Source organism: Kocuria aegyptia, assembly GCF_039530085.1.
Lineage (GTDB): Bacteria > Actinomycetota > Actinomycetes > Actinomycetales > Micrococcaceae > Kocuria > Kocuria aegyptia.
The window spans coordinates 45,096-71,747 of the sequence record NZ_BAAAOA010000007.1 but is presented as its reverse complement, the minus strand read 5'-3'; the positions used below and the strand labels follow the sequence as shown (position 1 = coordinate 71,747).

The 26,652-nt window shown below is 71.7% G+C and carries 21 protein-coding genes, 1 tRNA gene, 1 pseudogene and 1 riboswitch; of the genes and pseudogenes, 5 read left to right on the top strand and 18 right to left on the bottom strand.

The features are described from left to right. Positions 1–29: 29 nt before the first annotated feature. Complete coding sequence (locus ABD220_RS02590; protein WP_344119556.1) at positions 30–1,037, bottom strand: sugar phosphate isomerase/epimerase family protein; 1,008 nt, start codon at positions 1,035–1,037, stop codon at positions 30–32. Beyond that, positions 1,034–2,212 (bottom strand): Gfo/Idh/MocA family protein, encoded by a 1,179-nt coding sequence (locus ABD220_RS02585; protein WP_344119553.1) that lies wholly within the window; start codon positions 2,210–2,212, stop codon positions 1,034–1,036. Before ABD220_RS02585 ends, ABD220_RS02590 begins: the two co-directional genes overlap by 4 nt. 169 nt (positions 2,213–2,381) lie before the next feature. Here ABD220_RS02585 and ABD220_RS02580 point away from each other — a divergent pair, with 169 nt between their 5' ends. Beyond that, positions 2,382–3,395, top strand: a complete 1,014-nt coding sequence (locus ABD220_RS02580) for a LacI family DNA-binding transcriptional regulator (RefSeq protein WP_344119552.1) — start codon at positions 2,382–2,384, stop codon at positions 3,393–3,395. Between the two features lie 108 nt (positions 3,396–3,503). On the opposite strand, the gene ABD220_RS02575 is transcribed toward ABD220_RS02580, so the two are convergent. The 7 genes and pseudogenes from ABD220_RS02575 to ABD220_RS02545 all read right to left on the bottom strand — a co-directional run bounded on the left by ABD220_RS02575 (position 3,504) and on the right by ABD220_RS02545 (position 11,963). Continuing rightward, positions 3,504–4,544, bottom strand: a complete 1,041-nt coding sequence (locus tag ABD220_RS02575; protein ID WP_344119551.1) for a Gfo/Idh/MocA family protein — start codon at positions 4,542–4,544, stop codon at positions 3,504–3,506. Positions 4,545–4,641: 97 nt separating this feature from the next. Next, positions 4,642–6,168, bottom strand: coding sequence for a CoA-acylating methylmalonate-semialdehyde dehydrogenase (locus ABD220_RS02570; protein ID WP_344119549.1), 1,527 nt, complete (start codon positions 6,166–6,168; stop codon positions 4,642–4,644). Continuing rightward, positions 6,165–8,135: a 3D-(3,5/4)-trihydroxycyclohexane-1,2-dione acylhydrolase (decyclizing) gene (gene iolD / locus ABD220_RS02565; RefSeq protein WP_344119548.1), complete on the bottom strand. Its 1,971-nt coding sequence runs from the start codon at positions 8,133–8,135 to the stop codon at positions 6,165–6,167. Before iolD ends, ABD220_RS02570 begins: the two co-directional genes overlap by 4 nt. Continuing rightward, positions 8,132–9,070, bottom strand: coding sequence for a Cgl0159 family (beta/alpha)8-fold protein (locus tag ABD220_RS02560; protein ID WP_344119547.1), 939 nt, complete (start codon positions 9,068–9,070; stop codon positions 8,132–8,134). Before ABD220_RS02560 ends, iolD begins: the two co-directional genes overlap by 4 nt. Further along, positions 9,067–10,053, bottom strand: coding sequence for a 5-dehydro-2-deoxygluconokinase (iolC, locus tag ABD220_RS02555; RefSeq protein ID WP_344119545.1), 987 nt, complete (start codon positions 10,051–10,053; stop codon positions 9,067–9,069). Before iolC ends, ABD220_RS02560 begins: the two co-directional genes overlap by 4 nt. Beyond that, positions 10,050–10,940, bottom strand: coding sequence for a sugar phosphate isomerase/epimerase family protein (locus ABD220_RS02550; RefSeq protein WP_344119544.1), 891 nt, complete (start codon positions 10,938–10,940; stop codon positions 10,050–10,052). Before ABD220_RS02550 ends, iolC begins: the two co-directional genes overlap by 4 nt. 34 nt (positions 10,941–10,974) lie before the next feature. Next, positions 10,975–11,963: pseudogene (locus tag ABD220_RS02545) on the bottom strand (sugar phosphate isomerase/epimerase family protein). A 532-nt stretch (positions 11,964–12,495) separates the two neighbouring features. Between ABD220_RS02545 and ABD220_RS02540 the strand changes: the two are divergent. Then, positions 12,496–12,888, top strand: a complete 393-nt coding sequence (locus ABD220_RS02540) for a tautomerase family protein (protein WP_344119542.1) — start codon at positions 12,496–12,498, stop codon at positions 12,886–12,888. A 115-nt stretch (positions 12,889–13,003) separates the two neighbouring features. Here the strand turns inward: ABD220_RS02540 and sucD are convergent, their stop codons facing one another. Continuing rightward, entirely contained in the window at positions 13,004–13,921 is a 918-nt protein-coding gene (gene sucD / locus ABD220_RS02535) for a succinate--CoA ligase subunit alpha (RefSeq protein ID WP_344119540.1), read from the bottom strand. A gap of 39 nt (positions 13,922–13,960) precedes the next feature. Further along, on the bottom strand, positions 13,961–15,130 hold the full coding sequence (sucC, locus tag ABD220_RS02530) for an ADP-forming succinate--CoA ligase subunit beta (RefSeq protein WP_344119538.1): 1,170 nt from the start codon (positions 15,128–15,130) through the stop codon (positions 13,961–13,963). Between the two features lie 260 nt (positions 15,131–15,390). Here sucC and ABD220_RS02525 point away from each other — a divergent pair, with 260 nt between their 5' ends. Together ABD220_RS02525 and ABD220_RS02520 are read left to right on the top strand one after the other, a co-directional pair. Continuing rightward, positions 15,391–16,140, top strand: a complete 750-nt coding sequence (locus ABD220_RS02525) for a hypothetical protein (protein WP_344119535.1) — start codon at positions 15,391–15,393, stop codon at positions 16,138–16,140. 200 nt (positions 16,141–16,340) lie between these two features. Further along, the gene (locus ABD220_RS02520) at positions 16,341–17,897 is read left to right on the top strand and encodes a sugar porter family MFS transporter (protein ID WP_425552495.1); all 1,557 of its coding nucleotides are present in this window, start codon (positions 16,341–16,343) and stop codon (positions 17,895–17,897) included. A gap of 145 nt (positions 17,898–18,042) precedes the next feature. On the opposite strand, the gene pcrA is transcribed toward ABD220_RS02520, so the two are convergent. The 3 genes from pcrA to ABD220_RS02505 all read right to left on the bottom strand — a co-directional run bounded on the left by pcrA (position 18,043) and on the right by ABD220_RS02505 (position 21,685). Further along, positions 18,043–20,508, bottom strand: coding sequence for a DNA helicase PcrA (gene pcrA, locus ABD220_RS02515; protein ID WP_344119533.1), 2,466 nt, complete (start codon positions 20,506–20,508; stop codon positions 18,043–18,045). A 55-nt stretch (positions 20,509–20,563) separates the two neighbouring features. After that, positions 20,564–21,292, bottom strand: coding sequence for an NHL repeat-containing protein (locus ABD220_RS02510; RefSeq protein ID WP_344119532.1), 729 nt, complete (start codon positions 21,290–21,292; stop codon positions 20,564–20,566). 320 nt (positions 21,293–21,612) lie between these two features. Further along, a tRNA-Arg gene (locus tag ABD220_RS02505) sits at positions 21,613–21,685 on the bottom strand. 63 nt (positions 21,686–21,748) lie between these two features. Here ABD220_RS02505 and ABD220_RS02500 point away from each other — a divergent pair. Next, entirely contained in the window at positions 21,749–23,140 is a 1,392-nt protein-coding gene (locus ABD220_RS02500) for a DUF4031 domain-containing protein (RefSeq protein WP_344119531.1), read from the top strand. On the opposite strand, the gene ABD220_RS02495 is transcribed toward ABD220_RS02500, so the two are convergent. The 4 genes from ABD220_RS02495 to ABD220_RS02480 all read right to left on the bottom strand — a co-directional run bounded on the left by ABD220_RS02495 (position 23,058) and on the right by ABD220_RS02480 (position 26,505). Continuing rightward, positions 23,058–23,324 (bottom strand): hypothetical protein, encoded by a 267-nt coding sequence (locus tag ABD220_RS02495; RefSeq protein ID WP_344119530.1) that lies wholly within the window; start codon positions 23,322–23,324, stop codon positions 23,058–23,060. The two genes, ABD220_RS02500 and ABD220_RS02495, sit on opposite strands and share 83 nt — an antisense overlap. 130 nt (positions 23,325–23,454) lie before the next feature. After that, on the bottom strand, positions 23,455–24,327 hold the full coding sequence (locus tag ABD220_RS02490; protein WP_344119528.1) for an NlpC/P60 family protein: 873 nt from the start codon (positions 24,325–24,327) through the stop codon (positions 23,455–23,457). A gap of 269 nt (positions 24,328–24,596) precedes the next feature. After that, positions 24,597–25,256 carry a C40 family peptidase gene (locus ABD220_RS02485; RefSeq protein ID WP_344119526.1) on the bottom strand — a complete coding sequence of 220 codons (660 nt, stop codon included), beginning with the start codon at positions 25,254–25,256 and terminating at the stop codon, positions 24,597–24,599. 5 nt (positions 25,257–25,261) lie between these two features. Beyond that, positions 25,262–25,411: riboswitch (cyclic di-AMP (ydaO/yuaA leader) on the bottom strand. A gap of 407 nt (positions 25,412–25,818) precedes the next feature. Next, complete coding sequence (locus ABD220_RS02480) at positions 25,819–26,505, bottom strand: metal-dependent transcriptional regulator (protein WP_344119525.1); 687 nt, start codon at positions 26,503–26,505, stop codon at positions 25,819–25,821. Positions 26,506–26,652 lie beyond the last annotated feature (147 nt).

Below are 26,652 nucleotides of genomic sequence, written 5' to 3'. Positions count from 1 at the left end.
GGCGGGCCCGGCCCGATCGGTCGAGCGGATCAGCGCAGGACGCCGACGGACGCGGCGGCCTCCTTCAGCACGCCCGCGGCGATCTCCAGGCCCTCGATGCGGCCCAGGGACATGTCCTCGTGCTCGATGTTGACGGCCATGTCCGGGTCGATCCCGTGCAGCACGGCGAGGAACTCGGCCCAGTACGCGGTGTCGTGGCCGCGGCCCAGCGCGACGAAGTCCCAGGCGGAGTCCTTCGGCCACTCGTTGACCCACTCGTCGCCCCCGAGGTGGGTGCGGTCCTCCTCGGCCGAGAGACGGCGGAAGCTGTTGTCCAGGACGCCGTGGAGCGCGGCGTTCTCCTGGTTGATGCGGACGTCCTTGGCGGCCGCCTGCAGCACGAGCGGCCCGAGTTCGCGCGCCACGGCGACCGGGTCCATCTGCTGCCAGAACAGGTGCGACGCGTCGAGCTCCACGCCCACGTGGGTGGCACCGGTCAGCTCGATGAGCCTGCGGACGTCGGCGGTGTTGAACACGACGTTCTGCGGGTGCAGCTCCAGGGCCACCTTCACCCCGTGGTCGGCGGCCAGACGGTCGGTCTCCTTCCAGAACTCGGCGACGACACCCCACTGGTAGTCGAGCACGTCGAGCGCACCGGAGTTCCAGGCGTTGACGACCCAGTTGGGCACGGTGGCTCCCGGCTCGCCGCCGGGCAGCCCGGACATGGTGACCACGCGGTCCTGGCCCAGGCGGTGGGCCAGCCGGATGGAGCGGCGGATGTCCTCGGCGTGCTTCTCGCCGATGGCACGCTTCGGGTGCAGCGGATTGCCGTTGCAGTTGAGGCCGGCGATCGAGACCCCGGTGCCGTCGAAGACGGCCAGGTAGTCGTCGCGGGCGGCGTCGCTGACGAGGATCTGGTCCATGTCGGGGACGTGGACGGCCGGCAGGAACCCTCCGGTGTTGATCTCGATGCCGGTCAGGCCGAGGTCCGCGACGACCTTCAGGGCCTCCGGGAGCGGCCGGTCGTGCAGGATCGCGTTGTAGACGCCGAGCTTCACAGGACGACCTTCTTTCCGTAGTTGGTGGCCGACTCCACAGCGGCCGCCAGGATCTCCATGTTGTGCACACCGTCGGTGAAGGAGGCGTTGCGGGGCAGCGAGGCGGACTCGTCCAGTCCGGCGACCTCCTCGAGGAAGGCCCGGGCCTGATAGCCGAAGGCGTCGTTCTGGCCGAAGCCGACGCCGGGGGCGTCCATGGCCAGGCCGCCGCCGAGGTAGGCGTGGCCGGGGCCGAGGTTGACAGTGCGGTAGCCGTTGGTGGAGTCGGGTCCCTCGTGCAGGAACAGCTCGATCTCGGCGGGGCGCAGCTGGGTGAACCGGGCCGCACCCTTCTCGCAGAACACCTCGAACGTCAGCGTGTTGGGGTGCCCGGCCGCCACTCGGGAGACCTCGAGGCTGCCGGCGCCGGCGGCGAACTCGGCCGAGAAGGCCGCGTAGTCGTCGTTCTCGACGGGCTCGTAGTCGTCGCCGACCTCGACGAGGTGGTGTCCGGTCACCGCGCCGAGCGGCAGGGGCCGCTCGGGAACGGCCGTGGCCAGCCGGCCACCGCTGACGGAGCGGACGTCCCCGCAGAGGAACTCCGCGACGTAGGACAGGTGGCTGCCGATGTCGGCCAGGGCGCCGGTGCCGGGACCCCCCTGGTAGCGCCAGCTCATGGGAGCTTTCGGGTTGCACCCGTAGTCGGTCCAGTAGCGTCCGCTGAAGTGGAGCACCCTCCCCAGGGTGCCGTCCTGGATCAGGTCGCGGATCGCGGCGATGCCGGGGCTGCGGCGGTAGGTGAAGCCGATCCGGGCGACCGTGTCCGCCTGCTCGGCGGCCCGGGCCATGGCGCGGGCGTCGTCGAGGGTGTCGCTCAGCGGCTTCTCGCACAGCACGTGCTTGCCGGCCGCCAGCAGTCCTTCGACGACCCGGCGGTGGAACCGGTTGGCGACCACGACGCTGACCACGTCGACCTCGGGGTCCTCGGCGACCGCCTCCCAGGAGCCGACGGCGCTCTCGTAGCCGTAGCGGCGGGCGACGTGGTCGCCGAGCTGCTCGTTGACGTCACCGATGGCCACGTAGCGCAGCGGCGGCAGGACGGGGTCGTAGAGCGTGGGGGCCACGCGGTAGGCGGCCGCGTGGGCCTGGCCGGCCATGCCGGCACCGATGACGGCGACGCCGATGCTGTCGGGCACTGGTCTCTCCTGACGGGTTGAGCGGTACGGGTTGAGCGGTGTGGAAGGCGCGGCGGACGGGGAACGACCGGGACCGGCCCGCTTTTGGAGCGCTCCAACGAAGCGTAGAGCCGGCTGCCGACCAGGGTCAAGCCATATGTCAGGACAATTTCTGACGGATAATGGAGCGATGAGCTCCCGTCCGGAACGCGCCCCGACCATCTACGACGTCGCCCAGGCGGCCGGCGTCTCGAAGTCGCTGGTCTCCCTGGTCCTGCGCGGGTCGCCCAGCGTGTCGGAGGCCCGCCGCACGGCGGTGCTCGAGGCCATGGCGCGGCTGGACTACCGGCCGAGCCAGGCGGCCTCCGCTCTGGCCGGGGCCACGACGCGCACGATCGGCGTGCTGATCGACGACTACCGCAACCTGTGGTTCGTGGAGCTGCTGCGCGGGCTGCAGGAGGGCCTGGCGGAGCACGGGTTCCGGATCGCCGTCGCCGACCACACGCTCAACGCCCACGTGGAGGCGAGCCCGCTGGACGGCTTCCTGTCGATGCGCGTCGACGGGCTGGTGATCGCGACCGAGCCGAGCCCGGCCATGCGCGTGCCGGAGGGGCTGCCCGTCGTCGTGGCCGGCCACCGGCAGGGCGTGGTCCCCGGAGCCGACGTCGTCGCGAACGACGATCGCCTCGGCGCGCGCCGGGCCACGGAGCACCTGATGGACCTCGGCCACCGCAGCATCGGCCACCTCACGGGCGGTGGTGGAGCGGCCCGGCTGCGGGCGGAGGGCTTCGCGGAGGCGATGTCCGCGGCCGGTCTGGCGCCGCGGACCGTTCCGGGGGACGGGGCCACCACGGAGGAGGACGGCTACGTGGCCGCGGCGCGGCTGCTGGACGAGGCGCCGGGGACCACTGCGGTCTTCGCCGCGAACGACACCATGGCGATGGGCGCTCTGGCGGCGGCCCGCGAGCGCGGGCTGCGCGTGCCGCAGGACCTCTCCGTGATCGGCTACGACGACTCCCCCATCGCCTCCACCCACCTCCTGGAGCTCACCACGGTCGACAGCCGCAACGCCCGGATCGGCGCGGTGGCCGCCGAGCGTCTCATGGCCCGGATCGGCGGGCCCGGGGATCCCCCGGGGCGTCGCCTCCTGAGCCCGGAGCTGGTCGTCCGGGGCTCCGCAGCCCCGCCCCGCCCGGGGCCCTGACGGGGGCCCCACGCGCGAACGGCAGGACCCGTCCCCCGCACGTGCGGGAAACGGGTCCTGCCGTGCCGGGCCGCCGGTGGCCCGGCACGGTGTCCGTGGCGCCGGTCGTCAGCGGGCGGCGCCGGCCGGCACGCCGGCGCCGTAGAGCTCCGGCTTGGGCTGGAGCTGCACGGGCACGATCTCCCCGCTGGCCTGCGCCCGGACGCCGGCCTCGCAGCACGCCGCCGTGGCGTAGCCGTCCCAGGCAGAGGGCCCGCCGATCTCCCCGCGGGCGGCCGCGTCGACCCAGGCCTGGATCTCGCGGTCGTAGGCCTCGACGAAGCGCTCCTCGAACCCGGGCGTCACGGACCCGCCCCAGGTGCCGGCGGTGCGGACGTAGGGCTCCTGGTCGCCGCCGATGCCGACGATGCCCGTCTCGAAGGACGCCTGGGTGGCGACCTGGTAGCCGAACTGGGCGTTGACGTAGACCTCCACCTGGGCCAGGATCCCGGACTCGGTCTCCAGGAGCACGAGCTGGGGGTCACGCTGGCCCGCGGGCGCGTTGCGGGTGGAGCGTCCGATCCGGACCTGCACGGAGGTGATCTCCTCGCCGGTGAAGAACCGCACGGCGTCGAACTCGTGGACCACCGAGTCGTTGATGATCATCTCGTTGGTGAACCCGGCCGGGGTGGTGGGGTTGCGGTGCTGGTGGTGCAGGGTCAGCAGCTCGCCGTAGGTCTTCTCCTCGATCATCCGGCGCAGGCTCAGGTAGCCGGCGTCGAAGCGGCGCATGAAGCCGACCTGGATCAGCTGACGGCCGGCGGCGACCTCCGCCTCGACCACGCGCCAGGAGGACTCCGCATCCGGGGTCAGCGGCTTCTCGCACAGGATGGGCAGGCCGTGCTCGATGACGGGCAGCAGCACCTGCTCGTGCAGGAATCCGGGGGTCGCGATCAGGACGGCGTCAGCGGCCCCCCGGTCCAGGACCTCCTGCAGGTCCGTGTACGCGACGGCGCCGGGGATGTGGGCCACGGCGGCCTCGGCGCGGGGCCTGTCGATGTCGACGACGGCGGCGACCTCGGCGCCGTTGATCCGTCGGTGGAGGCGCTCGATGTGGTCGGCGCCCATGCGTCCTGCGCCGACGACGGCGACGCGCAGCGGGGTGTTCATGGTCGGTCTCCTTCATCTGCCCCGGTGGGGCACGGGTGGTTCGGGACCGCGCTCCCGCCGGTGCGGGGCCGGCGGGAGCGCGGGAGCGGGGTGCGGGTCAGTGGTCCCCGGAGGACGGGAACGCGAAGGACGCCCCCGAGGCGTGGTGCGGCTCGGGCCAGCGCTCGGTGACGGCCTTGCCGCGGGTGTAGAAGCGCACGCCGTCGGGACCGTAGATGTGGTGGTCACCGAACAGGGAGGCCTTCCAGCCCCCGAAGGAGTGCCAGGCGACGGGCACCGGGATCGGGACGTTGACCCCGATCATGCCCACCGTCACGCGCCGCTTGAACTGGCGGGCGTAGGCCCCGGAGGACGTGAAGATCGCGGTGCCGTTGCCGTACGGGTTGGCGTTGATGATCTCGATGCCCTCCTCGAGGCTGTCCACGCGCAGCACGACGAGCACCGGCCCGAAGATCTCCTCCTCGTAGGCCTCCATGTCCTGGCGCACCTTGTCGAGGACGGTCGGGCCCACGAAGAAGCCGTTCTCGTGGTCGGCCACGATCAGATCGCGCCCGTCCACGACCACGGCCGCACCGGCCTCCTCGGCGGCGGTCACGATCCGCCGGACCCGGTCGCGCGAGGCCGGGGTGATGACCGGACCCATGTCGGAGGAGGAGTCCATGCCGTTGCCCACGGTGATGTCCTTCGCCCGCTCCGCCAGCTTGTCCACGAGCAGGTCCGCGGCCTCGCCCACGGCCACGGCCACGGACACGGCCATGCAGCGCTCCCCGGCGGAGCCGAAGGCCGCCGCCGTGAGGTTGTCGGCCGCGGAGTCCATGTCCGCGTCCGGCAGGACGATCGCGTGGTTCTTCGCGCCGCCGAGGGCCTGCACCCGCTTGCCGTGCTTGGTGGCGGTCTCGTGCACGTACTGCGCGATCGGGGTGGAGCCCACGAAGGAGATGCCGTCCACGTCCGGGTGGGTCAGCAGCCCGTCCACGGCCTCCTTGCCGCCGTGCAGGACCTGGAAGACACCGTCCGGCAGACCGGCCCGCTGCCACAGCTCGGCGATCAGCAGGGACGGCGAGGGGTCGCGCTCCGAGGGCTTGAGGATGAACGCGTTGCCGGTGGCGATGGCCACGGGGGCCATCCACAGCGGCACCATCACCGGGAAGTTGAACGGGGTGATCCCGGCCACCACGCCCAGGGGCTGGCGGAAGGAGTAGACGTCGATGCCGGTGGAGAACTGGTCGGAGAACTCCCCCTTGAGCTGCTCGGCGATGCCGCAGGCGAACTCCACGACCTCGAGGCCGCGGCCCACCTCACCCTTGGCGTCGGAGAGCACCTTGCCGTGCTCGGCGGTGATCAGGGCGGCCAGCTCGTCGGTGTGCGCGGCCACGAGCTCGCGGAACTTGAACAGCACCGCGGTGCGCTTGGCCAGGGAGACGTCTCCCCACGAGTCGGCCGCAGTGCGGGCGGCAGCGACCGTGCGCTGCAGGTCCTCGTCCGTGGCCAGGTGCAGGATGCCGGACACCTCACCGGTCGCGGGGTTGTAGATCTCCTGGGTGCGGTCCCCGGAGCCGGGCGTGCGCTCGCCGGCGATGAAGTGCTCGACGTGCTGGATCTGCTGCTGGGTCTGCTGGCTCATGCGTTCCTCCTGGACTCCCCGAGCAGCGGACGCTGCCGGGCCTTGTACTGCTGGTAGACCTCGTAGGCCTCGTGGGTGGACGACAGGGTGGCGGTGCCCGTGACGGGCACGTCCCACCAGGACTCGGAGCTGGGCGCGTCGATCAGCGGATCCGACTCGACGTGCACGAGCACGGGGCCGGAGCCCTCGGGCACCGCCTTGGCCTCGGCGACGGCCGCCTTCAGCCGGTCGATCACGCCGTCGCCGGACTCGACCCGCAGCACGCGCACGCCGAGGGACTCGGCGTTGGTGGCGAGGTCGATCGGCAGGGTCGAGCCGTCGTCGAAGCTGTGCCGCTCCTCGTCCAGGTAGCGGTACTTCGTGCCGAAGCGCTGGGACCCCAGCTGTTCCGACAGGGCGCCGATCGACGCGTACCCGTGGTTCTGGATGAGCACGACCACGAGCTTGAGGCCTTCGGCCACGGCCGTGACGAGCTCGGTGTGCATCATCAGGTACGAGCCGTCGCCGACCATGACGACGACGTCGCGCGCGTCCTCCGGAGCTCCGGTCCGCTCGGCCTCGGCGACCGCGGCCCGCTTGACGCCGAGCCCGCCGGCGATCTCGTAGCCCATGCACGAGAACGCGTACTCGACGTGGTAGCCGTAGGGGTCCTTGACCCGCCACATCTTGTGCAGGTCCCCGGGCAGGGAGCCCGCGGCGCACACGACGACGTCGCAGTCGTCCATGGCCTCGTTGACGGCCCCGATGATCTCGTTCTGGCTGGGCAGCGGCAGGTGCCGCTCGCCGAAGGCGGCGTCCACCGTGGTGTCCCAGCGCCGCTTCTCCCGCTCGACGGTCTCCGCGAGGTCCGCGCCGACCCGGTACCCGCCGAGCGCCGTCGTCAGCTCGACCAGGGTCTTGCGGGCGTCGGCGACGATCGGGACGGAGCTGCCCTGCTTGTAGGCGTCGAAGGCCGCGACGTTGACGTTGACGAAGCGCACGTCCGGGTGCTGGAAGGCGGTGCGGGACGCGGTGGTGAAGTCCTCGTACCGGGTGCCGATGCCGATCACCAGGTCGGCCTCGGCCACCACGGCGTTGGACGCGGTCGAGCCGGTCGAGCCCACGGCGCCCAGGCACAGCGGGTGGTCCCAGTCCAGCACGCCCACGCCGGCCTGGGTGTAGGCGACGGGGATGCCGGTGGCCTCGGCGAACTCGCGCAGCTGCTCGGTGGCGAAGGCGTAGTGCACCCCGCCACCGGCGATGACGACCGGCCGCTCGGCGGCGCGGATCGCTGCAACGGCCGCACGGACGTCCTCCTCCTCCGGGGCGGGGCGGCGGATCCGCCACTCCCGGGGGGCGAGGAACTCCTCGGGCACCTCGAGGGCCTCCGCCTGCACGTCCTGCGGCAGCGCGATCGTCACGGCCCCGGTCTCGGCCGGGTCCGTGAGCACGCGCATGCCGGACAGCAGCGCCGAGAAGAGCTGCTCGGGGCGGACCACGCGATCGAAGAAGCGGGAGACCGGGCGGAAGACGTCGTTGACCGTGATGTCGCCCGCGTCGGGGCGCTCGAGCTGCTGGAGCACCGGGTCCGGGGTGCGGGACGCGAACTGGTCCGAGGGGAACAGCAGCGCGGGCAGCCGGTTCGTGGTGGCCAGGGCGGCGCCGGTGACCATGTTGGTGGCTCCGGGGCCGATCGAGGTGCTCACCGCGAAGGTGGCCCGGCGCCGGGTGTGCCGGGCGTAGCCGACGGCCTGGTGCACCTGGGCCTGCTCGTTGCGGCCCTGGTAGTAGGGCATCACCGTGGGGTCCTCGGCCTGGTACTGCTTGAGCGCCTGCCCCACGCCGGCCACGTTGCCGTGGCCGAAGATGCCGAACATGCCCGGGATCGTGCGCTGGCGGTACTCCTCGCCGCCGATGCGGTCCACGGTCCACTGGTTGGCCAGGAACTCCACCAGCGCCTGGGAGACGGACAGGGTGCGGGTGCTCATCGGGCGGCTCCTTCTTCGACGGGGTGCCCCTTCAGCAGGGACGCGGCGGTGGCCACGGCGCCGGCGACGTCGCCGTCCTCGGGGTAGAGCAGGGTGCGGCCGACGGTCAGGCCCTGGACGCCGGGCAGCGCGAGGGCGGCCGCCCAGGTCGCGAAGACCTCGTCGGGCCGGCCGCTCGGGTCTCCGCCCAGCAGGACCGTGGGCAGCGTGGTGGCGGCCATGACGCGCTCCATGTCCTCGACCACGGGCAGCTTCATCCAGGTGTGCGCGGAGGTGCCGCCGAGGCCCTGGGCGATGGCCACGGACCGGATCACGGCGTCGGCCGAGAGGTCGTTGACGACGCCGGTGCCGGTGACCCGGGAGATGAACGGCTCGACCATCGCGATGAGGCCCAGGGCGGCCAGGGAGTCCACTGCCCGGGCGGTGGACTCCAGCACGGAGGTGGTGCTCGGGTCCTCGAAGCAGATCCGGGTGAGCATCTTGCCGCCGTCGGCGCCGACCCGGTTCAGCGCCTCGGCGGTGTGTCCCGTGAAGCGGTCGTCGATCTCGTTGACCAGTCCGGGCAGCCCGCCGCGGTTCATGGAGCCGAACACGAGCTTGCCCTCGAGGGCCCCGAGCAGCAGCAGGTCGTCGAGCACGTCCGGGGAGGCGAGCACGCCGTCGACCCTGGGGTCCGCCAGGGCGATCTGCAGGCGGTCGAGCATGCTGCGCCGGTCGGCCATGGCGCCGGCCTCGTCGCGCACCTTCAGGGCGCCGCGGGCCGCGTGGTCCGCGGCGACGACGAAGTTCTGCCGGCCGTGCACCGGTCCGGGGTGGCGGCGACGGGAGTCGGCGGCGCGCTGGACGGCGCGAGGGTCCTCGAGCCGGATCCGGGTCAGGTGCTCGTAGCGGCGCGGGTCCGCCGTGTCGAGCTCGAGGGGGGTTGTCGTGGTCATCGGGTGGCTCCTTCGGGTACGGCGCGGCCGCGCTCGCGCAGCAGCTGGAAGACCTCGTCGGGGGTGGGCATGGCGTCGGAGCAGGAGATCCTCGACGCCACGATCGCGCCGGAGGCGTTGGCGTAGTCGAGGACCTGTTCGAGGCCCCAGCCCTGGTTGATGCCGTGGCAGAAGGCGCCGCCGAAGGAGTCCCCGGCGCCGAGGCCGTTGACGGTCTCCACCGGGACGGGGGCCGAGACCACGCGCTCGTCGCGGGTCTTGGCCATGACCCCCTCGGGGCCGAGCTTGACCACGGCGATGCGCACGCCGGCCGCCAGGAGCCGGTCGGCCTGCTCGTCGGGGGTGCCCTCCCCCACGGCCACCGCGCACTCCTTGTCGTTGCCGATGGCGATGGTCACGTGCTGGAGCAGCTCGTGGACCTGGGCACGGGCGTCCTCCTCGGAGTCCCAGAACATGGGCCGGTAGTCGAGGTCGAGGATCGTGTGCTGGTCGCCGCGCAGCTGCTCGCGCGGCCGGGCCTCGTGGGCGGCGATGTGGGCCGAGCGGGACGGCTCCTGGCACAGGCCCGTGACGGTGGACCACAGGATCCGCGCGTCCCGCACGACCTCCGCGTCGATCTCCTCCGGCCGGATCTGCAGGTCCGGGGCGGTGGGGAAGCGCCCGTAGAAGTACAGCGGGAAGTCCTCCGGCGGCCGGATCGCGCAGAACGTGGCGGGGGTCTGCAGTCCCGGCACGGGAGTCACGAAGCGGTCGTCCACGCCGTAGCGGGTGAGCTCGCGGTGCAGGTAGGTGCCGAACGGGTCGTCGCCGGTGCGGGTGATCACCGCGGCGGACTCGCCGTGGCGGGCCGCTGCGACCGCGACGTTCGACGGCGACCCGCCGAGGTACTTGCGGAACGTGGTCACGTCCTCGAGACCGACGCCCACGTCGTCGGGGTAGATGTCGACGCTGATGCGCCCCAGGGTCACGACGTCGTAGCTCATGCCTGCACCTCTGCCTTCCGCACGGCGGCGGAGCGCTCGCGCATCTGCTCCAGCTGGTAGCGGGAGACCTCCAGGGCGTTCTCGTTCTCGGCGAAGACCGAGGAGACCATCACGGAGTCCTCGCGGTCGAGGAAGCCGTTGGTGGCGAGTCCGCCGAAGAACTCGTCCCAGTCCACGTCGCCGTCGCCGACCTTCAGGTGCTGGTGCACCCGGGCCGCGTTGCCCGGGGGGTTGGTGATGTAGCGCAGGCCGTGCGAACGGTGGTGGTCCATGGTGTCGGCGACGTGGACGACGCGCAGCCGGTCCCCCACTGCGGCCATGATCTCCAGCGGCTCGTCCTCCATGTGGAAGGTGTGCGGCGCCACGTAGGCGAAGCCGAGGTTCGGGGAGTTCACGCCCCGGATCACCCGCCAGGCGGCGAGGCCCTGTTCCACGAAGTCGTCGGGGTGCGGATCGATCGCGATGTGCACGTCCTCGCGCTCGATGAGGGGCAGCAGCTCCTCCATCGACCGGTAGAACGCCCGCTCCGACTCCTCGGCGCGCTCGGGGCGCCCCTGGAACTCGGTGTTCATCTGCTGCACACCGAGGTCCACGGTCATCCGGATGGCGCGCTTCCAGTAGCGCACGGCCGCCTCGCGAGCGTCGGGGTCCGGGGAGGACCAGCGCAGCACGGGCAGCACGGAGGCGATCTGCACCCCGGCGTCGCGGCAGGCCGCCCGCAGGTCCGCGACGAGCTGGTCGTCGGCCTTGGGGTGGTTGAAGAAGGGCAGGAAGTCGGCGTGGGGGGTCAGCTGCAGGTACTCGTAGCCGAGGTCCGCGGCGAGCTGCGGGAACTCGAGCAGGGAGTGGGTGGAGTGGAACGGTGTGGGATCGAGGGCGATCTTCATGGACGGTTCTCCGGGTCGGTGGTGCGCGGACGGGTCAGCGGACGCGGGTGCGGGAGCCGCAGCCCAGCAGGTAGGAGCGGGTGCGGGCGGCGATGGGCAGCGGGACGTCGAAGGAGGAGACGGGGTACATGTCCTGCTCGACGATGCCGAAGATCGGCCGGTCCAGCTTCTCCACCTCGGTGATGACCTCCGCGAGGTCGGGCAGGCCGGCGGGCGGCTCGACCATCACACCGGCGAGGTTGGCGGCGGCCCAGGTCAGGTTCTCGCGGCGCACGCGCTCCAGGATCACGGGGTCGATCTGCTTCAGGTGCAGGTAGCCGATCCGCTCGGGGTGCTTGCGGATGAGGTCCACGGAGGACGCACCCCCGTACTCCGCGTGGCCCGTGTCCAGGCACAGGGTGACGAGCTCCGGGTCGGTGCGGTCCAGGAAGGTTTCGATGTCGGGCTGGCCGCACACGTGGGAGTCGGCGTGGGAGTGGAACTGCTGCTGGAGGCCGAACTCCTCCCGCAGCACCTTGCCGAGCCGGTCGTGGCCCGTGCAGAGGGCGTTCCACTGCTCGGTGCTCAGGTGCTCGTTCTCGAGGGCCTGACCCGTCACGTCGTCGCGCCACATGGCCGGGATGACCACGATGTGCTCACCGCCCATGGCGGCGGTCAGCTCGGCGACCTTGCGCGCGGGCTCCCACGCCTCCTGCCACTGGCCTCCTGCCACTGGCCGGCGCCGCGGTGGAACGCCGTGAAGACCGTGCCCGCGGAGACCTTCAGGTTCCGCTGGGCGAGCTCGTCGGCGAGCCGGGCGGGGTCCGTGGGCAGGTAGCCGTACGGGCCCAGCTCGATCCAGGAGTAGCCGGCCTCGGCGACCTCGTCGAGGAACCGCTCCCACGGGGTCTGCTGGGGGTCGTCGGGGAACCAGACGCCCCACGAGTCCGGGGCGGTGCCGATCAGCACGGGGTTCTCCTGCTGTGCGTTCTGCCGCTGTGCCGCCGCGCCGGCGGTCGTGGTGGTCGCGTTCTGCTGCGCCATGGTGACCTGCTTTCTGGTGCTGGACCGGCGCCCCGGCGAAGACACCGGGCGCCCGGCCGATCAGTGGTCCGGATCACAACCAGGATACGACATCACGTCAGTTTGTAAAGACATAACGTCTAAGTACGGTCGCAGTGCTCGGCGCCGCGCCTCCGGGTGCCGCCCCGGCGACCTCCAAGGCCCCGACATCCAGCGCTCCGGGCGGCGGGATCTGCGCCGGCGCCCGCCCGACCCACGCCCGTCCGGACGGCCACCCGCGTCCTGCCGGCAAGGGGCCGTCGCAACGGCCCTTTAATTGTCCTTATGTCTTGACATGGCTCCGCCGCGGTGCGAGATTGACTGCGGAGGACGTGACGCCTGCCACCACGCCTCCCCGCCGGGCGTCCGCTCCGCACCACGGACGTCGCACGGCACGGACATCGCACCGCGCGGTCCGCGGCCGCCGCTCGACCCGTCCCCGCCCCGCCCTGCCGCCACCGGGTGCGCCGCGCCCGGTGGCGGCAACACACCACCCACCGAAAGGCTCTCCACCATGCCCCTCGTGCGCATCGACGTCACCGAGAACCGCCGCACCCCCGCACAGCTCCGCGAACTGGCCGACGTGGTCCAGGACGTCATGCTGGACACCTTCGCCGCCCCGTCCCGCGACCGCTACCAGATCGTCACCGAGCACAAGCCGGGTCAGCTCATCGCCGAGGACACCGGCCTGGGCTACACCCGCACCGACGACCTCGTGATCGTCCAGGTCACCCAGCAGGGCCGCAGCGAGGCCCAGAAGCAGGCCATGTACCGGGCCCTGGCCGACCGTCTCGAACAGCGCACCGGGCTGGATCCGCAGGACCTCATCGTCTCCGTCACCGAGAACACCCGCGAGGACTGGTCCTTCGGCCTGGGCACCGCCCAGTTCCTGACCGGAGAGCTCTGAGCCCCGGACCCCCGACCACACGGGAGGCCCCGTCCACTCGGGAAGGCCCCGCCCACGGACGTCGTGGACGGGGCCTTCCTCCGGTGCTGCGCCGACGGGGCCGGAGCCCGCCGGATCACTTGCTCTCGAAGATCTCCCGCATCAGCTGGGCGGTCTCGGACGGGGTCTTGCCGACCTTCACGCCCGCGGCCTCGAGGGCCTCCTTCTTGGCCTGTGCCGTGCCCGAGGAGCCGGAGACGATGGCGCCGGCGTGGCCCATGGTCTTGCCCTCGGGAGCGGTGAAGCCGGCGACGTATCCGACGACCGGCTTGGACACGTTCGCCTTGATGAAGTCCGCGGCGCGCTCCTCGGCGTCGCCGCCGATCTCGCCGATCATCACGATGGCCTCGGTCTCGGGGTCGGCCTCGAACGCCTCGAGGGCGTCGATGTGGGTGGTCCCGATGATCGGGTCGCCGCCGATGCCGATGGCGGTGGTGAACCCGATGTCGCGCAGCTCGTACATCATCTGGTAGGTCAGGGTGCCGGACTTGGAGACCAGCCCGATCTTGCCCTTGCCCGTGATGTTCGCCGGGGTGATCCCCACGAGCGACTCGCCCGGGGTGATGATGCCGGGGCAGTTCGGTCCGATGATGCGGGTGGTCCGCCGGCCGTCCGCGTCGGTCTTCGACTTCGCGTAGGCCCAGAACTCGGCGGAGTCCTGCACCGGGATGCCCTCGGTGATGACCACGACGAGCGGGACCTCGGCGTCGATGGCCTCGATCACGGCGTCCTTCGTGAAGGCCGGCGGCACGAAGACGATCGACACGTCCGCGCCGGTCTTCTCGACGGCCTCGGCGACGGTGCCGAAGACCGGCAGCTCGACGCTGTTGCCGTCCTTGTCCTGGTGGGCCACGGTGGTGCCGGCCTTGCGGGCGTTGACGCCACCCATGACCTGCGTGCCCGCCGCGAGCATGCGACCGGTGTGCTTGGTGCCCTCGCCGCCGGTGATGCCCTGAACGATGACCTTGGAGTCCTTGTTCAAAAAGATTGACATTGCTGTTCGTTCCTTAGAAGTGTTCGTCCGGTCGGCGGATCAGTTGGCGGCGTGGGCGAGCTCGGCGGCCTTGTCCGCGCCCTCGTCCATGGTCTCGGCGAGGGTGACGAGCGGGTGGTTGGCACCGGCGAGGATGCGCCGGCCCTCCTCGACGTTGTTGCCGTCGAGGCGGACCACGAGCGGCTTGTCCTCCTCATCCCCGAGGATCTCGAGGGCCTTCACGATGCCGTTGGCCACGGCGTCGCACGCGGTGATGCCGCCGAAGACGTTGACGAACACGGACTTCACCTGCGGGTCGTTGAGGATCACGTCCAGACCGGCGGCCATGATCTCGGCCGACGCGCCGCCGCCGATGTCCAGGAAGTTGGCCGGCTTGACGTTGCCGTGCTTCTCGCCGGCATAGGCGACGACGTCCAGGGTGGACATCACCAGGCCCGCGCCGTTGCCGATGATGCCGACCTCGCCGTCGAGCTTGACGTAGTTGAGGTCGTGCTCCTTGGCCTTCTCCTCGAGGGGGTCGGCACTGGACTTGTCCGCGAGCGCGGCGTGCTCCGCCTGGCGGAACTCGGCGTTCTCGTCGAGGGTGACCTTGCCGTCGAGCGCGATGACCTGTCCGTCGCCGGTCTTCACCAGCGGGTTGACCTCGACGAGCGTGGCGTCCTCCTTCTTGAAGACGTCCCACAGCTTGACCAGGACCGGGACCACCTTGGCCGCGGTGTCCTCGTCGAAGGCGGCCTGCTGCACGATCTCCTGGGCCTTGGCCTCGGTGATGCCCTCGGTCGGAACGACCTCGACGCGGGCGAGGGCCTCGGGCCGCTCGACGGCGAGCTGCTCGATCTCCACGCCGCCCTCGACGGAGCACATGGCCAGGTACGAGCGGTTGGCGCGGTCCAGCAGGATCGAGAAGTAGTACTCCTCGGCGATGTCGGCGCCCTGGGCGATCATCACCCGGTGGACGGTGTGGCCCTTGATGTCCATGCCGAGGATCTGCTGGGCGTACTCGTAGGCCTCGTCGGCGGTCTTGGCGACCTTGACGCCGCCGGCCTTGCCGCGGCCTCCGACCTTGACCTGCGCCTTCACAACGGTGACTCCGCCGATCTTCTCGGCTGCGGCCCTTGCTTCTTCGGGGGTGGTCGCGACGATGCCCTGGAGCACGGGGACGCCGTGCTTCTCGAACAGGTCGCGTGCCTGGTATTCGAACAGGTCCACGGGTGTATGCCCTTCTTCGTCGAAGTCGTGGTCGGCGGCGACCCGGGCAGTACGCGGGTCGTCCTCCGACCTGGTGGTGAACGGAGCACCCGCATCCTCCCGGCCGAGGCCGACGGATGCGCCCGGACCGTCCCGCGGAGCCGTTCCGGGCGCGGGACTTTCCGGTGCACTCCCTGTACGAGACTGTAGTGCATGCTGAATCGGCGGCCACAACCGGGGGCGCGCGCGTGCGGTGCGGTGTTTCTTGATTGACTGGCCCCATGAGCTCCGCCGACTTTCCCGAGAACCGGGCGTTCGCCCCCGCCGATGCCGGCTTCCTCGTCTCGATCGCGACCTTCGCGTTCGTGGCCCTCGGACTGGAGGCCGTGGTCGACGGGACGGTGCTCACCTTCACCGGGGAGGTCCCCGACGTCTATCCGCTCGGCTGGCAGGTGTTCGCCTGGTTGTGCCTCGGCGCGGCGTGGTTCGGGATCCAGCGCGGCCTCGTGGCGTGGCTGCGCCACCGGGCCGCGGACCCCGCTGCCCCATCGCCCTCGGCCCTCCCGCGCTTCCTCGCGGTCGACCACCGGCGGACCACCACCGCCCTGGTCGTGTTCGTGCTGGCCGTCCTGCTCGGGGTGATCCTGCCCGTCTTCCTCGTGGGCGAGTGGCGCGTGCAGCCGATCCAGCTCTACCTGGACCTGTACGCCCGGTACGGCGCGGGCGCATGGCTCGGCATGGTGGGCTTCGCCGCCTACCACGTGGGCCGCGCCCTGCTCCTCGCCCTGGTCCTGACATGCGTGCAGCGTGCCGTGGAGCTGCAGCGGCAGGCGCCCTGGACGCAGGCGGCCCCCGTGGGCGGGCTCGTCCTCGGGCTCCTGCTCGCCCTGCCCGGACTGATCCTCGGCGGATGGGCCTCCGTCGCCACGGCCGTGGTCTGCTGCACGCTGCTGGGAGCGGTGCACAATCTCACCGGCAGGTCGCTGCGCTGGACGGCCCCCGCAGCCGTGGCGGTGCTGCTGTTCGTCTAGGGGCACCTGCCCGGGACGGTCGCCTCTTCCGGCCACGCCGGCGGCGACGGACACGACTGCCCGCCCCGGTGCACCCGGCGCCTCCGCCACCCACGCGCCGTCCGTGCCCGGGTCCGGGTCCGGGTCCGGCCGAGAATGTTGTGGTGGTCACAAAAAAACCTGGCGCAGGGTTCCGAAGCCCCGAAGTATGTCCTAACATAATGACATCAGGTCCAGTGAGATGTGCGTCACGCACCGAGCGACCCGTCTCACCACCCCGCCAGCACCGTGAAGAGCGCACCGGCTGCGCACGAACAAAGGACATCTCGATGGCCACCTCCTCACCCCGGGAAGCAGCTGCTGCGCTGCCCCCGCTCACGTCCGGACCGCATCGCAAGCGCCTCGGCCTCATCTCCATCGTCGCCTGCTTCGGCGGCCTGCTCTTCGGCTACGACACCGGTGTGATCAACGGCGCGCTGCGCCCGATGTCGGCCGAGCTCGGCCTCACCCCGCTGACCGAGGGTGTTGTCACCAGCTCCCTCGTCTTCGCCGCCGCCGTCGGCGCCCTGTCCGGAGGCCGGATCTCGGACGCCTGGGGTCGCCGGAAGACGATCCTCCTGCTGGCCGTGCTGTTCTTCGTCGGGACGATGATCGTCGTCTTCACCCCCAGCTACGAGATCCTGGTGGCCGGGCGCATCTGCCTGGGCCTGGCCGTGGGAGGCGCCTCGGCGGTCGTGCCCGTCTTCCTCGCGGAGCTGGCCCCGTACGAGATCCGCGGGTCGATCGCGGGCCGCAACGAGGTGGCCATCGTCATCGGCCAGCTCTCGGCGTTCGTGATCAACGCGATCATCGGCAACGTCTTCAGCGACGTCACCGGCGTCTGGCGGATCATGTTCGCCATCTCCGCGCTGCCGGCCGTGGCACTGTTCATCGGCATGCTGAGGATGCCCGAGTCCCCGCGCTGGCTCGTGGAGAAGGGCCGGCACGAGGACGCCCTCGAGGTGCTCAAGACCGTGCGCTCCGAGGACCGGGCGATCGCCGAGCTCGGCGAGGTCGAGCACATCGCCGAGGAGGAGAGCGCGGAGAACCAGATCGGTCTGCGCACGATCCTGACCAACAAGCACCTGATCCGGATCATGCTGGTCGGCATCGGCCTCGGCATCGCCCAGCAGCTCACCGGCATCAACTCGATCATGTACTACGGGCAGATCGTGCTCATCGAGTCCGGTTTCAGCGCCAACGCGGCCCTGATCGCCAACATCGCCCCCGGGGTCATCGCGGTGGTCGGCGGCTTCATCGCCCTGTACCTGATGGACCGGCTCGACCGGCGCAAGACCTTCATGATCGGCCTCACCCTCACGACCACCTGCCACCTGCTCATCGGGATCTCCTCGATGCTGCTCGAGGAGGGCAACCCGCTGCGGCCCTTCGTCATCCTGGCCCTGGTGGTCGCCTTCGTCGGCTCCATGCAGACCTTCCTCAACGTCGCCGTGTGGGTGTACCTCTCCGAGGTCTTCCCGCTGCACATGCGCGGCTTCGGGATCGGCGTGTCCGTGTTCATGCTGTGGGTCGCCAACGGCATCCTCTCGCTCTACTTCCCCTCCCTGGTCGCCGCGGTCGGCATCACCGGCACGTTCTTCCTCTTCGCCGCGGTCGGCGTGCTGGCGTTGATCTTCGTCTTCACGCAGGTCCCGGAGACCCGGGGGCGCACCCTCGAGGCACTCGAGGAGGACGTCTCGACCGGCGCGATCTACCAGATCAAGGCGCCGACCTCCTAGGGCGTCGGCCGGCGGGAGATCGGCCACGGCCAGGACGCCGTGGCGCGAGAAGAGCCTCCGGGTGGGATGCGGTCCGTCGACGGACCGCATCCCACCCGGAGGCTCTTCCGTCCCGCCCGAGCCGGTCCGGCCCCGGGCGTGCGGGTCAGCCGACCTTCGTCAGCGGCGCGTAGCGCAGCAGCAGCCGCTTCTCGTCGGCCCCGAACCGCACCTTCGCCACGGTCTTGTCGCCGGCGCCCTCGACGGAGACCACGGTGCCCTTGCCGAAGGCCTTGTGGTCCACGGCGTCGCCGACGGACAGGCTGGGGATCTCCTTGTTCGGCTGAACCCGTCCCGCCGTGGTCGCCCGGGACGGCGCCATCCGTTCGAAGGCCGCGTTCGACGCCGCCGCGGCGCCCCAGTACGAGCCCCGCATCGGGTCCCGCTGCCCGGAGCCACCGCCGTGCAGCGCGGAGCCCCACGACGCCGGGGCCGAGGACCCCTCGCGCTTCCAGTCGAGGAGCTCGGCCGGGATCTCGTCGAGGAACGGGCTCGCCGGGTTGTACTGGGACTGCCCCCACATGGAGCGGAACTCGGAGCGGGTGAGGTAGAGGCGCTCGCGGGCGCGCGTGAGCCCCACATAGGCGAGGCGCCGCTCCTCCTCCATCTCCTTGTCGTCCGTGAGGGAGCGCTGGTGCGGGAACAGCCCGTGCTCCATGCCGGTCAGGAAGACCACGGGGAACTCGAGGCCCTTGGCCGTGTGCAGGGTCATGAGGGTCACCACGCCCTGGGCGCGGGCCTCGGCCACCTCCGCCGCGATCTGCTCGGCGCTCGGTCCGCCCTCGGTCCCGGCGGCGGGCCGGTTCGGGATCTGGTCGGCGTCGGCCACGAGGGAGACGTGCTCGAGGAACTCGGGCAGCCCGGCCTCGGGGTGGTCCCGTTCGAACTCCCGGACCACGGCCACGAGTTCCGCGAGGTTCTCGACCCGGGACTCGTCCTGGGGATCCTGCGACTGGCGCAGCGCGGCGAGGTACCCGGACTGCTCCAGCACGGCCTCGAGGACGCTGGCGGCCCCCGAGCCCTCGGCGACCGAGGCAAGGTCGTCCATGAGCTGGACGAAGGCCCTGACCGCGTTCAGGGAGCGGGTGGCCATGCCCGGCGCCTCGTCGGCACGGCGCAGCGCGGCCATGAAGGAGATCCGCTCGCGCTCGGCGAGGGCCGCGGCGGCACCCTCCGCGCGGTCGCCGATGCCGCGCTTGGGCTCGTTGACGATCCTGCGCACGTTGATGTCGTCGTCCGGGTTCACGATCGCGCGCAGGTAGGACAGCGCGTCCTTGATCTCCTTGCGCTCGTAGAAGCGGGTGCCGCCCACCACCTTGTAGGGCAGGCCCACGCGCATGAGGATCTCCTCGAGGGAGCGCGACTGCGCGTTGGTGCGGTAGAACACGGCGACGTCACCGGGGCGGTACCCGTCCTCGTCCTGGAGCCGGTCGATCTCCTCGGCGATGAAGCGCGCTTCCTCGTGCTCGTTCTCGGCGGCGTAGCCGGTGATCTTCTCGCCGCTGCCGGAGGCGGTCCACAGCCGCTTGTCCCGGCGGCCCTTGTTCTTGGCGATCACCGCGTTGGCGGCGGTGAGGATGTTCTGGGTGGACCGGTAGTTCTGCTCCAGCAGGATGGTGCGCGCCTGGGGGTAGTCCTGCTCGAAGTCCACGATGTTGCGGATGTCGGCCCCGCGGAACGCGTAGATCGACTGGTCGGAGTCGCCCACGACGGTCAGCTCGGCGGGCGGCACGGGGCTCGCCCCGGCCCCGGAGTCCGCCCCGGTCCCGACGAGCTCCCGGACCAGCGCGTACTGTGCGTGATTGGTGTCCTGGTACTCGTCGATGAGCACGTGCCGGTACCGCCGCCGGTAGTACTCGGCGACCTGCGGGAACGCCCGGAGCATGTGCACGGTCTGCGCGATGAGGTCGTCGAAGTCCATGGCGTTGGCCGCGCGCAGACGCTCGGTGTAGCCGCGGTAGACCTGGGCCACGGCGCTCTCGAAGGGGTCGGTCTCGGAGACCCGGGACAGGTACGTCTCGTCGTCGACCAGCTCGTTCTTCAGCGCGGAGATCCGGTGCTGGATGCTCTTGGGCGCGAAACGCTTGGGGTCGAGGTCGTGCTGCTTCGCCACGAGGGTGAGCAGCCGAAGGGAGTCGGCGGAGTCGTAGATGGAGAAGGTCGACTTCAAGCCCACGCTGGCGGCCTCCCGCCGCAGCACGCGCACACAGAAGGAGTGGAAGGTGGAGATCGACATCGACCTCGCGGAGTCCCCCACCAGCTCGACGACGCGCTCGCGCATCTCGGCGGCGGCCTTGTTCGTGAACGTGATGGCGAGGATCTCGCCCTGGTGGGCGCGCCCGGTGGCCAGCAGGTGCGCGATCCGGTGGGTCAGCACGCGGGTCTTGCCGGAGCCGGCGCCGGCCACGATCAGCAGCGGTGAGCCGGAGTGCTCCACGGCGGCCCGCTGCGGGTCGTTGAGCCCCTCCACCAGGGCGTCGGCGGAGACGGCGCCGGGCCGTGGGCGGGCGTCGGCGCCGGCTCGGGCCACGGAGGCGGAGGGCAGGAGCGGGTTGTCGAAGAGGTAGTCCATCGTGGGCCCAGTCTACCGAGGCCCGGCGACAGCCGGTCCGGCCGGTGGACGGTCCTCAGACGAAGTGCAGTTCGAGCCGGTGCCGGCCGTTGTCGTCCTCGACCCACAGCTCCGAGTCGGCGACCGTGACCCGGACGGGCCGATTCAGCTCGATGTCGTCGTCGAACTCGACGGAGCCCTCGGTGCCACCGCCGTAGACGGTGTCGAGCTCGCGGCTCGCCGGGTCGAGGTGGCGGATGGCGTCGTTGCCGGTGTCGGCGATCACGATGGAGCCGTCGTAGAGGATCTGCAGGTCCTCGGGGTGGTCCAGCTGGGCCACGTCCGCGGGTCCGTCCGCGAAGCCCGCCCCCGCCCGGCCGACCACGGTGCAGACCTGCGGGCCGCCGTCGGGCTTGTCGGTGTCGATCTCGATGCAGCGCAGGGACGAGGAGTCCCGGTCGATGAGCCACAGCGTGCCGTTGCCGTCCTCGGTGATGGACACGGTGGCGGCGAACTTGGCCTGCACCGCCTTCCCGTCCCGCCGCCCGGACTCGCCCGTGCCCGCGAACTCGTACAGCACATCGGTGTACGGGTCCCAGCGGAAGAGACGGTGCAGGGAGGGCACCGCCACGATCACGGCCGAGAGCTTGTGCGACCACACCATGTCCGCGATGGGGGCGCCGCCGAGGACGGAGCAGTCCACCGTGCGGCGCACCGTCTCGTGGTCCTTCTCGAACAGCGTCAGGACGTTGCCCTCGGTCAGCCGCATGAGCAGGCCGTCCGGGAGTCCGATGGACAGTTCCATGACCGGCACCTCCGTGTCGTCCTCGTCGAGCGCCCGGTCGTCGTCGGCCGGTCCGCCCCCCGCGCGGTCCCGAGGACCGGTGCGGGTGGCCCCAGCCTACCCCGCGGCCCCGGCGTTGGGCGGAGGGCGTGCGACCGGATCATGGGGACGGGCGACGGTCACGGGCACGGAGGGCACGCCGGCACCGCGCGCCCTCGGGGCCGGCGCGGATCCCGTCTGCACCCGGCGGACCCCGGTCGTCCAGGTGCCGCGCGGCGCCAAGCCGGTGCCGTCCCGGACGGAAGGACGCCCCGGACCGTGCGGTCCGGGGCGTCAGTGCGTGCCCTCGATTGGATTCGAACCAACGACACCGGCTTTAGGAGAGCCGTGCTCTATCCCCTGAGCTACGAGGGCGACGCGAACAGTCTAGGGGGTCCCCCGGACCCTCGCTAACCGGCCGCGTCTAGGATCGATCGCATGCCCGTCTACATCGATCCGCCGCTGTGGCCCGCCCACGGGACGCACTTCTCGCACCTGGTCTCCGACACGTCCTACGAGGAGCTGCACGAGTTCGCGGACCGCCTGGGCGTGGACCGGCGCGCCTTCGACCGGGACCACTACGACGTGCGGGAGAGCCAGTACCACGCGGCGGTCGCCGCGGGGGCGCTGCCGGTCGACGGCCGGCAGCTCACGCGCGTGCTCGTGCGCAGCGGGCTGCGCGTGCCGGCGAGGGCGCGTCCGGACCGGATCGCCCGGGTGCTGCTGCGGCGGTGGACCACCCGCTTCCCGGCGCACCCGGCGCTGGGCGAGCAGCTCGTGGACCGGTGGAGCGAGCCGCACCGGCACCACCACGGCCCCGCCCACCTGCTGGCGGTGCTCGAGGCCGTGGACGTGCTGCGGCCCGGGGCCGGCCTCGGTCCCGCCCGGTCCGAGGCCCTGGTCCTGGCCGCGTGGTTCCACGACGCGGTCTACCGCGGCCGTCCCGGGGCGGACGAGCGGGAGTCGGCGGAGCTGGCCCGCACCCTGCTGGGCGCCGCCGGCTTCTCCGAGCCGCTCGTGGCGGAGGTCCAGCGGCTCGTCCTGCTCACCCTCGGGCACCGGGTCGTGGACGAGGACACCGCCGGCGCGGTGCTCCTCGACGCCGACCTCTCGGTGCTCGGCGCGGACCCGGCCGCCTACGCCGCCTACGCCGCCGGCGTGCGGAAGGAGTACGCGCACGTGCCCGGACCCGTGTTCGCGCAGGCTCGGCTGCGCGTGCTGGAGGACCTCCGGGCCCGGCAGCCGCTGTTCCGGACCCCCGAGGCCCGGCGTCGGTGGGGGCCGGCGGCGGCCCGCAACCTCGAGGACGAGATCGGCCGGCTGCGCGCCGCCGCCGCAGAACCCTCCGCCGATCCTCCGGCGGACGCCGAGGTGCTGACCATCACCGCCGTGTGCCTGCGGGACGACGACGGGGCGCTGCTGACGGTGCGCAAGCGCGGCACGGAGCGCTTCATGCTGGTGGGCGGCAAGCTCGACCCGGGCGAGTCCGCGGCGTCGGCCGCGGTGCGGGAGACGGCGGAGGAGGTCGGCCTGCGGCTGGACACCGCTCAGCTGAGCCCGCTCGGGGTGTTCGAGGCGGCGGCCGCGAACGAGGCCGGCGCCTGGGTGCGCTGCACGGTCTTCACTGCGCCGCTCACGGGGCGGCCCGTGCCGCTGGCGGAGATCGAGGAGCTGCGCTGGCAGCCGGTCGACGAGGGCTCCCTCGGCGCGCTGCCGGCGGACCTGGCCCCGCTGCTGCGGGAGCACGTCATTCCGGCGCTGCGCCGCGCTCCCGAGGGTCCTCGGTCCGGGCCGAGGCGTACCGCCTCCGGTGGAGCAGGTTCCCGGTGACCAGGCCGAGCACGATCCCGATGCCGCCGAAGACCGACAACCACATCGCTGCGTGGCCCACGAAGGCGGCGACGACGAAGCCGGCGACGATGCCGGGCACGGCGCCGCCGATCATGCCGTAGGCCATGTAGGCGTACTCGCGGTCGAGGCTCGTGCGGGCGTTGCGGCTGAAGTCGGTGGGCATGGGGTCAGTCTATCGGCCACCGTCAGGGCGCCGTCGTGGCCGGTGGGGCGGACCCGGGACGACAGCGGGTGCGCGGTCCCTGTCTGGCCGACCAGGAACCGCGCACCCGAAGCGTTGCTCTCGCGTGCGGTCAGTGCACGCGGACGAACACGGGGCCGGAGCCCACGTTGACGCCGGAGATGGCGGTGGTGCCGCCGTTCCAGCCGCCGTGGACGGCCTTGCCGCCACCGATGTAGACCGCGATGTGGGCCGCGCCCATGCCGCCGTCGGCGTAGTAGACGAGGTCGCCGGGCTGCGCCTGGCCGGCCGAGACCTGCGTGCCGAGGCTCAGGTAGGAGGCCGGCCAGCCGTGGTGGTTGATGCCGGCGGCGCGCAGGGCGTTCGTGACGAGCGCCGTGCAGTCCTGGCCCACACCGAGCTGGCCCAGGGCGGCGGAGGAGATGGTGGCGCCCTTGCCGGAGGCCGAGCTCTGCGGGGTGACGGTGCGCTCGGCGACCGGGGCGGCCTGCACGGCCGGCTTCGGGGCCGGAGCGGCGACCGGGGCGGCGACCGGCTTCGGGGCCGGAGCGGCAACCGGGGCGGCGACCGGCTTCGGGGCCGGAGCGGCAACCGGGGCGGCGACCGGCTTCGGGGCCGGGGCGGCAACCGGGGCGGCAGCCGGGGCAGGAGCGGCAACCGGGGCAGGAGCGGACACGGCAGGCGCCGCGGGGACCGGGGCCTCGGCCTTCTTCTCGACCGCCTTCTCGACCTTCTTCTCGGACTTCTTCTCGGTCTTGGTCACCTGGGCGACCGGCTCGAGGGACACGGTGGGGGCCGCGGTCGGGGTGGCGGCAGCGACGGCGGAGAGCGGGGCGTCGGTGGAGGCGTCCTGGGACGGCGTTGCCTGCACGGAGACGGTGGTGGCGAGGGCCAGGCCGGAGAAGGCCGCAACGGCGGCCACGGTGCGGGCCTTGCCGGAGAGGAGCGAGCCGAGGCCGTTCGAGGAGGTCAGGTCACGAGGCATGAGGAGTTCAGGCGACTTTCTTTCGGAGCCGGGCCTGCCGGAAGGGCGCGGGTGGCAGCACGGATCACCCCGGGCGGTGCTCGGGGTGATCCGGTGTGCGGCAGGCGTGCGTTCCGGGATCGGGAACGACGGCCGGGCGAGCGGAGGAGGGGCGCCGTCCGGGCGGACAGCAGGGGGCGCCGGGAACCGGGAGAGCGGTTCTCGGCGTGCGGAGGGGGTGATCGGAGGCCGCCCGCGGCGATCGGGATCGTCGCGGGCGGCGGACCGGATCAGAAGGTGTAGTAGCCGTCCAGCTGCATGGCGTTGACGGAGTGGATCTGGGTGCCCTGGGCCGGGTTGAGGGCGGAGATCATCTTGCCGCCGCCGATGTAGATGCCCACGTGGCTTCCGCCGTTCTGGGAGACGAGGTCGCCGGGCTGCGGGTTGGCGGTGGGGGTGCCGGCCGCGAACTGGGCCCAGGTGGTGCGGGGCAGGTCGATGCCGTTCTGGGCGAAGACCCACTGGGTGAAGCCGGAGCAGTCCCAGGCGCCGTAGGCGGTGCCGCCGAAGACGTAGCCGGAGCCGATGCCCTGCTGGGCGGTGCCCACGATGCCGCCGGCGGCCGGGGCGATCTCGGTGGTGACGGTGGACTGCGGGGTCACGCTCGAGGTGGCGGCGGCCTGCTGCGGGGCCGGGGCCTCGTAGGCGGGAGCGGCGGGCTGCGCGGCGACCGGGGCCTGGTAGGTGTACGAGGAGTACTCGGCCAGCGAGGCGGAGGCCGGGGCCGAGTAAGCCGCACCGGTCTCGACGGGGGCCTGGGCGAAGGCCTGGGCCGGGGCGACGGAGCCGATCATCGCGGCGCCGGCAGCGGCGGCGATGGTGGTGTTGCGCACGGCGTGCGAGGTGCTCTCGGCACGGTGACGGGCAGCGTTCTGCTTGAAAAGCGACATGGTTGAGTTCCTCCCTTTGCCTACGAGGTGAGCTGTCGGATTCGGGTGGGAGACACCCGGCCGCAGAACGCACGCGCTCTGACGACTTAACCCCAAGGACCCGGATCACCGGGACCGAAATTGGTTCCCCCGCTTCTGCCAAGCAGTTTCTGTGTAAAGGCCACGGGCACCGGCAGAATTCGGCGATGTGCTCCGAGGGCGCCGATCCGACCAGTGATCGGCACGCGTTGAACAGTACATGACAGATTACGGAAGTGTCACGTTTTGATCACGACCGATAACGGCCGATCGAGGACAAGGGTATCAATACGACGCTTTTGAGACCTTGCCGCGGAAGAGTTTCCAACTGTGATGCGCTGTGCAGTGCGGTGCGAAGACCGGGAAATCCGCTTCCCACCAGGGTGGGGCCGCTCCGGGCGCCCGGGCGGAGCCGGATGGGCCGAAAGTGCCTTGTGAACGTCCCCACACCCGGAGCCGACCCCGCGCCGGATCACTTCCGGGACACGCGGCGGGCCCTGCCAGAGCCGCCCTCGGCGGCCCTCCTGGGGCGTCCCGCAGTCCCTCAGGAGGCGAGGACGCGGATGGCCGCGGCGGTGCGCAGGTCGATCTCCGCGGAACGTCCCGTGGCCGCCACCTCGATGCGCACGATCTGACCGTCCACCCGGGCTGTGACCTCCGCCCCGGTGAGCACTCCCACGTCGCTCAGCACGCCCAGGAGATCCGCGTCCGCCTGGACCACCTCCGGCAGCAGCGCAACGGTGTGCGTCCCGCCCGGGTGGTGGCGGGCGGCCTCGAGCAGGGAGGGGTGCGCGGCGGCAGGGCTCTCCTCGACGCCGAGGGCGGCCAGACCCGGGATCGGCGTGCCGTACGGCGAGTACCGGGGGCTGTGCAACAGGTCCACGAGCCGCTGCTCGACCTGCTCGCTCATGACGTGCTCCCATCGGCACGCCTCTTCGTGCACCTGGGCCAGGTCCAGGCCGATGACGTCGGCGAGCAGCCGCTCCGCCAGCCGGTGCTTGCGCATCACCTGCACGGCCCGCTCCCGTCCCGCCGGGGTGAGTAGCAGCGACCGGTCCTGGCCCACCGTCAGCAGCCCGTCCCGCTCCATCCTGGACACGGTCTGCGAGACCGTGGGCCCGGAGTGGTCGAGGCGCTCGACGATCCGCGCCCGCATCGGCGTGATCCCTTCCTCCTCGAGCTCGAGGACGGTCCGCAGGTACATCTCCGTGGTGTCGATCAGGTCGCTCATGCCTCAGTCATCCTTCGTCCGGCCCTCCGGGCCCGGGGATCCCGCCCGGTCCGCTCTTCCGGCACGAGCTTAGTGGGCGAGCCCCGCGGCGGCCCGGACGGGAGCCCACCCCGCGGGCCCCGTCGGCCGCGGGTGGGGCAGAATGGG

Excerpts from the sequence above, each read along its gene's own strand:
- ABD220_RS02580 (WP_344119552.1), top strand. The coding sequence starts at position 2,382 with ATGAGCTCCCGTCCGGAACGCGCCCCGACCATCTACGACGTCGCCCAG.
- ABD220_RS02575 (WP_344119551.1), bottom strand. The coding sequence starts at position 4,544 with ATGAACACCCCGCTGCGCGTCGCCGTCGTCGGCGCAGGACGCATGGGC.
- ABD220_RS02570 (WP_344119549.1), bottom strand. The coding sequence starts at position 6,168 with ATGAGCCAGCAGACCCAGCAGCAGATCCAGCACGTCGAGCACTTCATC.
- iolD (WP_344119548.1), bottom strand. The coding sequence starts at position 8,135 with ATGAGCACCCGCACCCTGTCCGTCTCCCAGGCGCTGGTGGAGTTCCTG.
- ABD220_RS02560 (WP_344119547.1), bottom strand. The coding sequence starts at position 9,070 with ATGACCACGACAACCCCCCTCGAGCTCGACACGGCGGACCCGCGCCGC.
- iolC (WP_344119545.1), bottom strand. The coding sequence starts at position 10,053 with ATGAGCTACGACGTCGTGACCCTGGGGCGCATCAGCGTCGACATCTAC.
- ABD220_RS02550 (WP_344119544.1), bottom strand. The coding sequence starts at position 10,940 with ATGAAGATCGCCCTCGATCCCACACCGTTCCACTCCACCCACTCCCTG.
- ABD220_RS02540 (WP_344119542.1), top strand. The coding sequence starts at position 12,496 with ATGCCCCTCGTGCGCATCGACGTCACCGAGAACCGCCGCACCCCCGCA.
- sucD (WP_344119540.1), bottom strand. The coding sequence starts at position 13,921 with ATGTCAATCTTTTTGAACAAGGACTCCAAGGTCATCGTTCAGGGCATC.
- ABD220_RS02525 (WP_344119535.1), top strand. The coding sequence starts at position 15,391 with ATGAGCTCCGCCGACTTTCCCGAGAACCGGGCGTTCGCCCCCGCCGAT.
- ABD220_RS02520 (WP_425552495.1), top strand. The coding sequence starts at position 16,341 with ATGACATCAGGTCCAGTGAGATGTGCGTCACGCACCGAGCGACCCGTC.
- pcrA (WP_344119533.1), bottom strand. The coding sequence starts at position 20,508 with ATGGACTACCTCTTCGACAACCCGCTCCTGCCCTCCGCCTCCGTGGCC.
- ABD220_RS02510 (WP_344119532.1), bottom strand. The coding sequence starts at position 21,292 with ATGGAACTGTCCATCGGACTCCCGGACGGCCTGCTCATGCGGCTGACC.
- ABD220_RS02500 (WP_344119531.1), top strand. The coding sequence starts at position 21,749 with ATGCCCGTCTACATCGATCCGCCGCTGTGGCCCGCCCACGGGACGCAC.
- ABD220_RS02495 (WP_344119530.1), bottom strand. The coding sequence starts at position 23,324 with ATGCCCACCGACTTCAGCCGCAACGCCCGCACGAGCCTCGACCGCGAG.
- ABD220_RS02490 (WP_344119528.1), bottom strand. The coding sequence starts at position 24,327 with ATGCCTCGTGACCTGACCTCCTCGAACGGCCTCGGCTCGCTCCTCTCC.
- ABD220_RS02485 (WP_344119526.1), bottom strand. The coding sequence starts at position 25,256 with ATGTCGCTTTTCAAGCAGAACGCTGCCCGTCACCGTGCCGAGAGCACC.
- ABD220_RS02480 (WP_344119525.1), bottom strand. The coding sequence starts at position 26,505 with ATGAGCGACCTGATCGACACCACGGAGATGTACCTGCGGACCGTCCTC.